The 12456-nt window shown below is 60.9% G+C and carries 11 protein-coding genes, 1 pseudogene and 1 riboswitch; of the genes and pseudogenes, 5 read left to right on the top strand and 7 right to left on the bottom strand.

What is annotated here, in order from left to right:
• A pseudogene (locus K6N12_RS32635) lies at nucleotides 1-430 on the bottom strand (sugar ABC transporter substrate-binding protein); the annotation flags it as partial.
• Nucleotides 431-737: 307 nt separating this feature from the next.
• On the opposite strand from K6N12_RS32635, the gene K6N12_RS32630 reads away from it, so the two are divergent.
• The 4 genes from K6N12_RS32630 (at nucleotide 738) to queE (ending at nucleotide 3677) form a co-directional block, all read left to right on the top strand.
• Nucleotides 738-1799 carry a LacI family transcriptional regulator gene (locus K6N12_RS32630; protein ID WP_097629988.1) on the top strand — a complete coding sequence of 354 codons (1062 nt, stop codon included), beginning with the start codon at nucleotides 738-740 and terminating at the stop codon, nucleotides 1797-1799.
• Nucleotides 1800-1885: 86 nt separating this feature from the next.
• On the top strand, nucleotides 1886-2596 hold the full coding sequence (gene queC / locus K6N12_RS32625) for a 7-cyano-7-deazaguanine synthase QueC (protein WP_097629989.1): 711 nt from the start codon (nucleotides 1886-1888) through the stop codon (nucleotides 2594-2596).
• Nucleotides 2596-2952, top strand: coding sequence for a 6-carboxytetrahydropterin synthase QueD (queD, locus tag K6N12_RS32620; RefSeq protein WP_097629990.1), 357 nt, complete (start codon nucleotides 2596-2598; stop codon nucleotides 2950-2952). The genes queC and queD overlap by 1 nt, the downstream gene beginning before the upstream one ends.
• Nucleotides 2949-3677, top strand: a complete 729-nt coding sequence (gene queE / locus K6N12_RS32615; protein WP_097629991.1) for a 7-carboxy-7-deazaguanine synthase QueE — start codon at nucleotides 2949-2951, stop codon at nucleotides 3675-3677. The genes queD and queE overlap by 4 nt, the downstream gene beginning before the upstream one ends.
• Before the next feature lie 13 nt (nucleotides 3678-3690).
• On the opposite strand, the gene K6N12_RS32610 is transcribed toward queE, so the two are convergent.
• From K6N12_RS32610 to K6N12_RS32585, 6 genes are all read right to left on the bottom strand, one after another.
• On the bottom strand, nucleotides 3691-4914 hold the full coding sequence (locus tag K6N12_RS32610; RefSeq protein WP_097629992.1) for an adenylate/guanylate cyclase domain-containing protein: 1224 nt from the start codon (nucleotides 4912-4914) through the stop codon (nucleotides 3691-3693).
• 101 nt (nucleotides 4915-5015) lie between these two features.
• A complete protein-coding gene (nrdF, locus tag K6N12_RS32605; RefSeq protein ID WP_097629993.1) occupies nucleotides 5016-5990 on the bottom strand; it encodes a class 1b ribonucleoside-diphosphate reductase subunit beta in 975 nt (324 codons plus the stop codon).
• A 116-nt stretch (nucleotides 5991-6106) separates the two neighbouring features.
• Nucleotides 6107-8311 (bottom strand): class 1b ribonucleoside-diphosphate reductase subunit alpha, encoded by a 2205-nt coding sequence (nrdE, locus tag K6N12_RS32600; RefSeq protein WP_097629994.1) that lies wholly within the window; start codon nucleotides 8309-8311, stop codon nucleotides 6107-6109.
• A complete protein-coding gene (nrdI, locus tag K6N12_RS32595; RefSeq protein ID WP_097629995.1) occupies nucleotides 8290-8694 on the bottom strand; it encodes a class Ib ribonucleoside-diphosphate reductase assembly flavoprotein NrdI in 405 nt (134 codons plus the stop codon). The genes nrdE and nrdI overlap by 22 nt, the downstream gene beginning before the upstream one ends.
• A 16-nt stretch (nucleotides 8695-8710) precedes the next feature.
• The gene (gene nrdH, locus K6N12_RS32590; RefSeq protein ID WP_097629996.1) at nucleotides 8711-8932 is read right to left on the bottom strand and encodes a glutaredoxin-like protein NrdH; all 222 of its coding nucleotides are present in this window, start codon (nucleotides 8930-8932) and stop codon (nucleotides 8711-8713) included.
• A 258-nt stretch (nucleotides 8933-9190) separates the two neighbouring features.
• Nucleotides 9191-9417: riboswitch (cobalamin riboswitch) on the bottom strand.
• Nucleotides 9418-9621: 204 nt separating this feature from the next.
• On the bottom strand, nucleotides 9622-11916 hold the full coding sequence (locus K6N12_RS32585) for a heavy metal translocating P-type ATPase (protein ID WP_097629997.1): 2295 nt from the start codon (nucleotides 11914-11916) through the stop codon (nucleotides 9622-9624).
• Between the two features lie 71 nt (nucleotides 11917-11987).
• On the opposite strand from K6N12_RS32585, the gene K6N12_RS32580 reads away from it, so the two are divergent.
• Nucleotides 11988-12410 (top strand): MerR family transcriptional regulator, encoded by a 423-nt coding sequence (locus K6N12_RS32580; protein ID WP_012559073.1) that lies wholly within the window; start codon nucleotides 11988-11990, stop codon nucleotides 12408-12410.
• Nucleotides 12411-12456 lie beyond the last annotated feature (46 nt).

Below are 12456 nucleotides of genomic sequence, written 5' to 3'. Positions count from 1 at the left end.
CCGAGTGGACGTTGACGGGGGCTGCGACCCATTTGCCGTCATAGACGGAGAACTTCTGCAGCGCCGCCGGCACCGACTTGTCCCAGCCTTCCTTCTTCGCCGTCTCGGTCAGGTCGCCCATGACGCCCGCCTGGGCATAATCGAGCACGGTATAACCCAGCATCTGCGAGGCGGTCGGATAGGTGCCGGCCGCCACCATCGCCTTCAGCGCCGTCATCGCCGCATCACCGCCGCCGCCGGCAACCGGAACGTCCTTCCAGGCAAAGCCTTCCTTCGACAGATCCTGCTTCAGAACGTTCAAGGCCGCCGCCTCGCCGCCCGACGTCCACCAGTGCAGCATCTGCACTTCCTTCACGTCGGCTGCCTGCGCCGCACCGAGGCCAGCCATCATCACGACGGCAACAGCCGCCGAGCTCAAAAACTTGCGCATGAATTTCCTCCCATTTGAAAATCGGCGGCGGGCCCTCCCTGCCGCCCGATGCTTTCCGCCGTTGCGACGGTCGACATACGGCCGCGCTCCTCTGCGCGGTTGCTAATTTAAAACGTTATAAGTCGCTGATCGTCAAGCCCTTTCTCGACTCCCGAGAAAAATATGGTTATTTCTATATATGATTGAATTTTATAGATATTTTTGATTTGGCTAACAGATCGTTAAAATTTAAAACGTTTTCATTCCTCGATTGCGCGTCGGAGTCATCGTGTTATTGTATCGCCAATTCCAGCATGGAAAGCCGAGAGTGACCGAACCGTCCTGGCCGCGAAGCGGCGAAAATCTCGAGATCACGCATAAGCGCGGCAAGCCGACCTTGCGAACGATCGCCACGATCGCCGGCCTTGCCGTGACGACGGTGTCGCGGGCGCTCTCCGATGCACCGCAGATTTCGCTGGAAACCCGCCAGCGCGTGCACCGCATCGCCCGCGAGATCGGCTATCTCCCTGATCGGGCCGCGCAGCGCCTGAAGACCGGCCGCACCAATGTGATCGCCATCCTGCTCGATTCGCATGAGGAAGTCGTCGGTTTCAGCACCTCGATCATGTACGGCATTGCCAAGGCGCTGAAGGAGACTTCCTACCATCTCGTCGTCGCCCCGAACTTCCTGTCGACGACCGATGTCGAGGCCGCCGAATATATCGTCCGCAACCACCTCGCCGACGGGCTGATCTTCACGCGAACCGAACCGCTCGATGCCCGCGTCCGCCTGCTGCTCGAAACCGGCTTTCCCTTCATTTGCCACGGCCGCACGGAATTTTCGACGCCGCACCCTTATGTCGACTACGACAATTTCACCTTTGCCTACGAGGCGACGCGCCGGCTGATCGCAAAGGGCCGCAAAAAGGTGGCCGTGGTCCTGCCGCCGAAACGGCTGACCTTCTGCCAGCATATCCTGCACGGCTTCATGACGGCTGTGCGGGAGGCAGGCATTGCCTATGAGATACCCGAAACGGTCGATCTCGATACGCCGGCGGATGTGCTGCGCGATTTCATCTCCAGCCGCGCCGCCGCTCTGGAAGCGCCCGATGGTTTCATCTGTCCCGGCGAAGTCTCAGCACTCGCCGTCATCAGCGGCATGAGCGACGCCGGCCGAACACTCGCGGTCGATTACGACATCGTCGCCAAGGAAACGTCGCGCCTTCTCACCCAATTGCAGCCGAAGGTCGACACGATCCACGAGGACCTGACGGCGGCGGGCGAGGATCTCGGCCGCATGCTGCTGCAGCGCATCAACAATGCCGACGCCGAAGACCTGCATCTGCTGCTGCCGCCGCAGATCAATTTCCCGGTCGATCAAGCCCTCTGAAGGCTATTCCCAACACGGGTGATTTGCCCTAAAAGCACGCCGTAATCCGGTCGCAGCCCACCCGGTCAAAACAAGGGATCCAAACTATGAAGACTATCGTCGTCTGCTCCGGCGGACTCGACTCCGTTTCGCTTGCCCACAAGATCGCAGCGGAACAACAGCTTATCGGCCTCGTCTCCTTCGACTACGGCCAGCGGCATCGCAAGGAACTCGATTTCGCCGCCCGGTGCGCCGCGCGCCTCGCCGTCCCCCATCATATCATCGACATCGCCGCCATCGGCGGCCATCTAAGCGGATCGGCCTTGACCGATAACATCGAGGTTCCGGATGGTCATTATGCCGAGGAGACCATGAAGGCCACCGTGGTGCCGAACCGCAACGCCATCATGCTGGCCATCGCATTTGGCCTGGCCGCAGCGCAGAAGGCAGATGCCGTCGCCGTCGCCGTGCATGGCGGCGACCACTTCATCTACCCCGACTGCCGGCCGGGCTTCATCGACGCCTTCCAGCGCATGCAGAACGAGGCACTGGACGGTTATGCCAGCGTCAGACTGCTTGCGCCCTATGTCGATGTTTCGAAAGCGGCGATCGTTACCGACGGCGAGAAACATGCGACTCCGTTTGCGGAAACATGGTCCTGCTACAAGGGCGGCAGGCTTCATTGCGGGCGCTGCGGCACCTGCGTCGAACGCCGCGAGGCTTTCCATCTCGCCGGTATTGCCGATCCCACGGAATATGAAGACCAGGATTTCTGGAAAGCGGCGGTGTCGCAATATTCTGCTGCGGAGGTGCGTTGATGTACCGCATCACCAAGGAGTTCCATCTCTCCGCTTCGCACCAGCTGGATCATCTGCCGGCCGACCATCAATGCGCCAGGCTGCACGGCCACAACTACATCGTGGTCGTTGAGCTCTCCGCCGAAAGCCTGAACGATGACGGCTTTGTTCGCGACTATCACGACCTTTCGCCGCTCAAGCGCCATATCGACGAGTCCCTCGATCATCGCCACCTGAACGAGGTCTTCGGCCATTCGAAAGTCACCTCCGAGTTCCTGGCAAAGCATTTCTACGACTGGTGCAAAGAGCGCTTCCCGGAGACATCCTCCGTCCGCGTCAGCGAGACGCCGAAGACCTGGGCGGAGTATAGGCCGTGAGCGGGGAGACCATTCGCGTCAGCGAGATCTTCGGCCCGACCATACAGGGCGAAGGCGCGTTGATCGGTCTGCCGACGGTGTTCGTCAGGACCGGCGGCTGTGACTATCGCTGTTCCTGGTGCGACAGCCTTCATGCGGTCGATAGCGCCTTTCGGGATCAATGGCTTTCGATGTCCGTCGAGGCGATCTGGCAGGAAGTGACAAAGCTCTCCGGAGGCAGGCCTCTGACGGTTTCCCTTTCCGGAGGCAATCCCGCGATCCAGCCGCTCGGGCCATTGATCGAATTCGGGCATTCGCAAGGATATCGTTTCGCCCTGGAAACGCAGGGGAGTGTCGCCCGGGACTGGTTCCGCGATCTCGACATGCTGGTCTTGAGCCCCAAGCCGCCGTCAAGCGGAATGCTGACGGATTGGGATCAGGTCGACGACTGTCTTCGTCTCGCCGCCGGCGGGCCGGAAGTCGTCTTGAAAATCGTCGTCTTCGACGATGAAGACTACGCCTTCGCCCTGGAGGCGGGCGAGCGCTATCCCTATATTCCCCTGTTCCTTCAGCCGGGCAATCATACGCCGCCGCCGCCCGATGACGACGATGCCCGCATCGATATCGACGGCGTGATGGACCGGATGCACTGGCTGGTCGAAAAGGTGACCGCCGATCGATGGTTTACGCCACGCGTGCTGCCGCAGCTGCACGTGCTGCTGTGGGGCAACAAACGCGGCGTCTGACTCTGCCTGCTTCCTATCGCTCCGGGAAAGCAAAGACATCAACAGGCTCTCCGAGCCCGCGCAGCGGGTAGGTGCCGAGACTGTCCATGTCTTTGGCGCAGTCCGCCATTTCGACGAAGGCCCGCGACAAGAGCACTGGGCGCTTGACCTCCTTGGTGAGGCTTTCCAGCCGCGAGGCGACATTGACCGCCGGGCCGATGACGGTGAAATCGAGCCGGCGGCGTGAGCCGATATTGCCGTACATGACGTCGCCGACATGCACGCCGACGCCGTAGCGCAGCGGATCGCGCCCCATGCGCACATGCTCCTCGTTCAGTTCGGCCATCGACGCCTGCCCTTCGCGGATCGCCTGCAGCAGATCGGCGCAGGCCGTTTCCTTGCTCAGCGGGAAAATCGCCAGCAACCCGTCGCCCATGAACTTGAGGATCTCGCCACCATACCGTTCGATCGGATCCGATATCGCATCGAAATAATCGTTGAGCAGATGGATGACATCGTCGCGCGGCCAGAGATCGGAGATTGCCGTAAAGTCGCGCAGGTCGCAGATCATGATCGCCGCGCCGACGGTGGCGCCGCTGCCACGCGTCGTCACGCCCGACAGGATCTGCTCACTTGCATGCGGCCCGACATAGGTCTGCAGCAGTGTACGCGCCATGATGTTCTTCAGCCTGATTTCGCTGACAAGGGTCAGGGCCGGCAGAAGATCGCGCAGGAAATCGACGTGTGCGCGCTCGAAGCCGCCCGGCCGGCTGGTGGAAAATGTCGCCACATGCCGTTTGCCGAAGGTATGCTCGAGCGGCCAGGCGATATACTCGGTCAGGCCGTCGTCATGCAGTTCCTGATAGAATGAATCCAAGCCGCCTGCGGCTGTACCTTCCAGCTGCCTGCGCACCTCCTCCGCACCCTGATGGATCGCGTTGACGGGACTGGTCAGGAACTCCGGCGTGTTCTCGACGCCATAGGCAAAGGTGTTGATTTTCGCATCGGTGAGCCCCTCTTTCCAGAGGATGCGCGCCCCGATCCATTGCGGATGGTTCGTCCGGAAATGCAGGGTTGCGCGGGCCACCGGCACGCCTGCCGCCACCAGCTTCCCGCACATTTCCACCAGGATATTGTCGATGAAGCGCTCACCGCGCGTCTCGTTCACCAGCCAGTCGAGAATCCGTCTCCTGCGGATCGGCCAGACGCCATCGTCCGCTTCGGCGGCAGTTCCGGCCTTGTTTGGAAAAGACGACATTAAAAACTCCGCTGCGCCACATCTTCGGCGAGGATCGACTTCATTTCCGCTGAATGTGGGCGATGGGGAAGCAAATGATAAGGGCCGACTGCGATAAAGCCTCAGAAATCCCAGTCCTCGTCGTCGGTCGCAACAGCCTTGCCGATCACATAGGAGGAACCGGAGCCGGAGAAGAAGTCATGGTTCTCGTCGGCATTCGGCGAAAGCGCCGACAGGATCGCCGGATTGACCTTGCAGGCCTCGGCCGGGAAAAGCACCTCGTAGCCGAGGTTCATCAGCGCCTTGTTGGCATTGTAATGCAGGAATTTCTTGACGTCCTCGCTCAGCCCGACGCCGTCATAGAGCGCCTCGGTATATCTGGCTTCGTTGTCGTAGAGCTCGAGCAGCAGGTCGAAGGCGAAATCCTTGATCTCCTGCCGTCTCTCCTCGGAAAGCCGCTCCAGTCCGCGCTGGAATTTGTAGCCGACATAATAGCCGTGCACCGCCTCGTCGCGGATGATCAGCCGGATCATGTCTGCCGTGTTGGTAAGCTTGGCGCGGCTCGACCAGTACATCGGCAGGTAGAAGCCGGAATAAAACAGGAAGCTTTCGAGGAAGACGCTGGCGACCTTCTTCTTCAAGGGATCGCCGGAACCATACTGCTCCATGATCAGCGCCGATTTGCGTTGCAGGAACTCGTTCTCCTCCGACCAGCGATAGGCATCGTCGACATCGGGCGTCGAGCACAGCGTCGAGAAGATCGAGGAATAGGAACGCGCATGCACCGCCTCCATGAAGGAGATGTTGGAAAGCACCGCCTCCTCATGCGGCGTTACCACATCCGCCATCAGCCTGATGGAGCCGACGCCGTTCTGGATCGTGTCGAGCAGCGTCAGCCCGGTGAAGACGCGGATGGTCAACTGCTGCTCGGCCGCCGTCAGCGTCGCCCAAGAGGGAATGTCGTTGGACAGCGGCACCTTCTCCGGCAGCCAGAAATTGCCGGTCAGCCGGTTCCAGACCTCGAGATCCTTATCGTCCTCGATGCGGTTCCAGTTGATGGCGCGCATGCGGGAGATTGGCTTGATGGATATGTTCATTGGGTGGTCTTTCTTCGACAAATTCTAACGGAGTGCGGAGCCCCCTCACCCTGCCCTCTCCCCGCTGGGGAGAGGAGGGGGCTACAAGCTCGAAACTCTCGGCCAGCAGCCCAAAATCAAAGCGTACAAGATACGCAGCCCTGCACCTCGGTGCCGGACAGCGCCATCTGGCGAAGGCGGATGTAGTAGATGGTCTTGATGCCCTTCTTCCAGGCGTAAATCTGCGCCTTGTTGATATCGCGCGTCGTTGCCGTGTCGCGGAAGAACAGGGTCAGCGACAGGCCCTGGTCGACATGCTGGGTCGCCGCCGCATAGGTATCGATGATCTTCTCCGCGCCGATCTCATAGGCGTCCTGATAGTAATCGAGATTGTCGTTGGTCATGAACGGCGCCGGATAGTAGACGCGGCCGATCTTGCCTTCCTTGCGTATCTCGATCTTCGAGACGATCGGATGGATCGAGGAGGTCGAGTGGTTGATGTAGGAGATCGAGCCCGTCGGCGGCACTGCCTGCAGGTTCTGATTATAGAGGCCGGAAGTCATGACCGCCGCCTTCAACGCCACCCAATCCTCCTGCGTCGGAATATGGATTCCGGATTTGTCGAACAGCGCCTGCACCTTCCCGGTCGCCGGCTTCCATTCCTGCTCGGTATATTTGTCGAAATAGTCACCGGAGGCATATTTCGAATTTTCGAAGCCCTTGAAGCTCTGGCCCCGTTCGACCGCCAACAGGTTCGAGGCGCGGATCGCGTGATAGGTCACCGTATAGAAATAGATATTGGTGAAATCGACGCCTTCCTCCGAGCCGTAGAAGATGCGTTCGCGGGCAAGATAGCCGTGCAGGTTCATCTGGCCGAGGCCGATCGCATGGCTCTCGTCGTTGCCCTTTTCGATCGAGGGAACCGAGGCGATGTGGCTCATGTCGGAGACCGCCGTCAGCGCCCGGATCGAGGTCTCGATCGTCTTGCCGAAATCGGTGGAATCCATGGCCGCGGCGATATTCAGCGAGCCGAGATTGCAGGAAATATCCTTGCCGAGGTGCTTGTAAGAGAGGTCGTCGTTGTATTCGCTTGCCTTGCTGACCTGCAGGATCTCGGAGCAGAGATTGCTCATCGAAATGCGCCCGGCGATCGGGTTGGCCCGGTTCACCGTATCCTCGAACATGATGTAGGGATAACCGCTCTCGAACTGGATCTCGGCGATCACCTGGAAGAATTCACGCGCCTTGATCTTCTTCTTCGAGATGCGAGCGTCCGCCACCATCTCCCGGTACTTTTCCGTCACCGAAATCTCGGTGAAGGGCACGCCGTAAACGCGCTCCACGTCGTAAGGCGAGAACAGATGCATATCCTCGTTGTTCTTGGCGAGTTCGAAGGTGATGTCGGGCACGACGACGCCGAGCGACAGCGTCTTGATGCGGATCTTCTCGTCGGCATTTTCGCGCTTTGTGTCGAGGAAGCGCATAATGTCGGGGTGATGGGCGTTGAGATAGACGGCGCCCGCGCCCTGGCGCGCACCCAGCTGATTGGCATAGGAGAACGAGTCTTCGAGCAGCTTCATGACCGGGATGATGCCGGAGGACTGGTTTTCGATCTGCTTGATCGGCGCGCCGGCCTCACGGATATTCGTCAGCGACAGAGCCACGCCGCCGCCGCGCTTCGACAGCTGCAGCGCCGAATTGATCGAGCGGCCGATCGATTCCATATTGTCCTCGACGCGCAGCAGGAAGCAGGAGACAAGTTCGCCACGCTGCTTCTTGCCGGCATTGAGGAAGGTCGGCGTTGCCGGCTGGAAACGGCCGGAAATGATCTCGTCGACCATGTCGCGGGCAAGGGCCTCGTCACCCCGCGCCAAGGTCAGCGCCACCATGCAGATGCGGTCCTCGTAGCGCTCGAGATAGCGCTTTCCGTCGAAGGTCTTCAGCGTATAGCTGGTGTAATATTTGAAGGCGCCGAGGAAGGTCGGAAAACGGAATTTCCTCGCATAGGCCTGATCGAACAGGTCGCGGACGAAATTGAAGGAATACTGGTCGAGAACCTCCTGCTCGTAATAACCCTCGGTGACGAGGTAATCGAGCTTTTCCCTCAGATTGTGAAAGAACACGGTGTTCTGGTTCACATGCTGCAGAAAATACTGCTTCGCCGCCATGCGGTCCTTGTCGAGCTGGATCTTCCCCTCGTCGTCATAGAGGTTCAGCATCGCGTTCAGCGCGTGATAGTCGAGCGTCTCCGCCGCTTTCAAAGGGCGTTCGCCGGCGGGATGAGCAAAAGTGTTATGCGGTTTTGCGCCCGCATCCCGCGTCAGAGTTGTTCCCGTGTCCAAAATTGTTCCATTCCGTGTTTGACGTTGGCGACATCCTCGGCCGTGCCCATGAGCTCGAACCTGTAGAGGTAAGGCACCTGGCATTTTTGCGAGATCACGTCGCCGGCGAGCCCGTATGTCTCGCCGAAATTGCTGTTGCCCGCGGCAATCACGCCGCGGATATGTCCTCGGTTTTCCGCATCGTTCAAGAAACGGATCACCTGCTTGGGAACGGCACCCTTGCCACCGTCGCCGCTGTAGGTCGGCACAATGAGAACGAAGGGTTCGCGGATAGGGAACGCCTCTGCGCCGCCAGCCGGAATGCGCGCCGCGCGCAGTCCGAGCCTGGCGACGAAGCGATGGGTATTCTCGGAGCGGCTGGAATAATAAACGATCAGCCCCATCGCCTTTTTCCTCGGGTCAGGAGAGCGCGCTGATCATATCGGGGCGGAAACCCGCCCAATGCCGCTCGCCGGCGATCACGACCGGCGCCTGCATGTAGCCGAGGCTGCGGACACGATCGAGCGCTTCGGTATCCTGCGAGATATCGACGATGTCGTAATCGACGCCCAGCCGGTCGAGGGCGCGATAGGTGGCGGTGCACTGGACGCAGGCGGGTTTGCTGTAGACGGTAACGCTCATCATGTTCCTCGTGATGTCAAAGAATTCAGGACGCAAGACTGGGATCGGGCGCCTTGCAGCGTCCGGGGCAACATTTGGTGATCTGGCAAAGTCGGCGTTTAAACGCCTGATACGATCCCTCTCGGGATTTGCGCGGGCGGCGGCCTTGATATTCTGGACATGACTTCAACCCCGAAGTGCTCATGCGGACGTTCGGGGCAGCGTAACAGGCGCGAATCATTCCGCTGTCATTCACGCGACCTTCCGGACACCCCGCCCGTGGACATCTAGTTCAAGGCAGGTCTCCTGGCTTGCGGGTCGAAGCACCCTGCCCCAGCCTTCCCGAGGCATCATGCCTCAGTGACCTGAAATCGGACAGTTGCTCGCCGCTTACAGTTGCGGGGGCAGCTCCGGCCTTGCTGCGCCGTCATGGCGAAACGCACCGTATTCCCGTCTTAGCCCGCGATCCGACACGAATCGAAGGAACCTTGAACACTAGATATAGTACGCGAATCCGAAATCACGTCAACGGATGGTTTGTGCATTGCGTTACGACAGGTTTGAAATCGCTACGTTCCTGTGAAAAACATGGCTAACGAAGGCTTAACGAAAAGAGGCTGTCGAGAAGGCCGAAACGAAGAGAGCCGGCCTATAGCCGGCTCTACGATTGTCGATTCCGGATCAGCCCGCATCGTCGCTGCGAAGAGAGTTTATCCCTCGACCCGCAACAGCCTCAGCGCGTTGATCGTCACCAGCACGGTCGCACCGGTATCGGCGAGAATCGCCGGCCAGAGCCCGGTGATGCCGGCAATCGTCGTCACCAGGAACACCGCCTTCAGCCCGAGCGCGATGCTGATATTCTGCAGGATGTTGCGCATCGTCCGTTTGGACAGTTCGATCATCCGCGCCACGTCGCCGACGCGCCCGTGCAGCACGGCGGCATCGGCCGTCTCCAGCGCCACATCGGTGCCGCCGCCCATGGCGATGCCGATATCGGCGGCGGCCAGCGCCGGAGCATCGTTGATGCCGTCGCCGACCTTGGCGACGATGAAGCCCTGGCGCTTCAATTCGCCGACGACCCGCTGCTTGTCCTCCGGCATCATTTCGCCCCGCCAGTCGATGCCGAGCATGCCGGCAACGGCTGCTGCCGTCCGCTTGTTGTCGCCCGTCAACATCATCGCCTTGACGCCGGCTGATTTGAGCGCAGCGAGCCCGGCCTCGGCGTCCTCACGCGGCTCGTCACGCATGGCGATCAGGCCGGCCGCAACACCGTTGACGAGCAGCACCGACACGCTCTTGCCCTCGTCGTTCAGCGCCCTGATGCGTGCATCCTTTTCCCCATCGAGCGCCCCGCGCTCGCGAGCAGCGGATGGGGACAGCAGATCGAGCGTCTCACCGCCGACGTTGCCGCTGACACCCTTGCCCGGCAGCGCTTCCAGCTCGGAGGCCGGCGGCACGGGAACGCCGTCCGCCTTGGCGCGGTTGAGGATCGCCAGCGCCAGTGGATGGCTGGAGCCCTGCTCCAGCACCGCCGCTCGCGACAAGACCTGCGTCTCGCTCAATCCGAAGGAAACGATATCGGTCACCTGAGGCTTGCCTTCCGTCAGCGTGCCTGTCTTGTCGAAGGCGACCATCGTCACCTTGCCGAGCGTTTCCAGCACTGCGCCGCCCTTCATCAGCAGCCCGCGCCGCGCACCGGATGAAAGCGAGGCAGCAATCGCCGCCGGCGTCGAGATGACAAGCGCGCAGGGGCAGCCGATCAGCAGAATGGCAAGGCCCTTATAGACCCATTCGCTCCACGAACCGTCGAACAAAAGCGGCGGAACGACCGCCACCAGCCCCGCGACAACCACAACGCCGGGCGTGTAGTAACGCGAGAACCGATCGATGAAACGTTCGGTCGGCGCCTTCGATTCCTGCGCCTCTTCGACCAGCTTGACGACGCGGGCGATGGTATTGTCGGCAGCCGCCGCCGTGACGCGAACCCTGAGCACGGCATCGCCATTGACCGTGCCGGCAAAAACGATGGCATCGACGCCCTTGCGCACCGGCGTGCTCTCGCCCGTCACCGGCGCCTCGTCGATCGCGCTCTCACCGGAGACAACGACGCCGTCCGCCGAGATCCGGTCGCCAGGGCGAACCACGATGACGGCGCCGACCGAAAGGCTTTCCGCTGGCACCTCCCGTGTCTGCCCATTGTCTTCGAGTAGCGCGGTCTTCGGCACCAGCGACGTCAGCGACTGGATGCTTTCGCGCGCCTTGCCCGCTGCCACCCCTTCCAACAGCTCGCCAACGAGGAACAGGAACACAACGGTTGCCGCCTCTTCGCCGGCATTGATGATGACGGCGCCGACGGCGGCGATCGTCATCAGCATCTCGATCGAAAACGGTGTGCCTGAGAAAGCGGCCATGACGGCACGCCGCGCGATCGGCACCAGACCGATCAGCATGGCAACGATGAAGGCATAGGATGCAATCGCCGGCACGAGATGGCCGACGGTGTAGGCGACAACGAGTGCCGCACCGGAAAGGATGGTCAGCCGACCCTTCTCACTCTGCCACCAGGGACCGGCCATTGGCGCATGGTCGTGCCCGTGCAGCCCCTCGATTTCCTTCTCGCCATGATCGTCGTGGTCATGACTTGCATGGTCATGGCTATGGCCTGCATGATCGTGGCCTTCATGATCATGCACCGCATGTTCGTGGTCATGGTCCGCCTGATCGCGGTGATCATGTCCATGGTCGTGACGATGCTGCGGACCGCGTTCATGTGCTGGCGCAGCGTTTCCGGAAAGCGGCGCGACGGAATAGCCAAGCCCGGTTACCTTCTTCTCGATCGCCTTGAGATCGCTGCTGCCATCGTGCCGGACAGTCATCGTGCCCGCCATCACCGAGACGGATACATCGGCGACACCCGCCACGCGTCTGACCGCCGTATCGATCTTGGTTGCGCAGGAGGCGCAATCCATGCCGCCAACCCGATATCGTGTCTCGCTCTCTGCCATGATCCGCTTCCTTGTCAAACAGAAGCATCCCTCCTACATCCTCTAGTGACTAGAGGTGCAAGAGGAAAATCATGAAAAAGATCACGATCGGTGAAGCCGCCCGCCAGAGCGGCGTCAAGGTGCCGACGGTGCGTTATTACGAGAGCATCGGCCTGCTCGCGGCGCCGAGCCGCAGCGAAGGCAACCAGCGCTCCTTCGAACCTGCCGATATCAGTCGCCTCGCCTTCATCCGCCATGCCCGCGAACTCGGCTTCGAGATCGAGGCGATCCGCACGCTGCTGACCCTGCAGGATGATCCGCACCAATCCTGCGCCTCGGCCGATGCTATCGCCAAGGCTCGTCTCGTCGAGGTCGAGCAGCGCATCCGCAGCCTGATGGCGCTGAAGGCCGAGCTGGAAACCATGGTGGAAGGCTGCGGCCACGGCCGCGTCGATCAATGCCGCGTCATCGAGGTTCTCGCCGACCACGGCCAGTGCACGCATTCGCATCACTGAACCCGCCCTTGCGGGCAAGGCGCAGCCGCGCCAAAACGGCACCAGA

It is taken from the genome of Rhizobium redzepovicii (genome assembly GCF_019793435.1).
Classification (GTDB): Bacteria; Pseudomonadota; Alphaproteobacteria; order Rhizobiales; family Rhizobiaceae; genus Rhizobium; species Rhizobium redzepovicii.
This window is presented reverse-complemented; position numbering and strand designations above follow the sequence as displayed.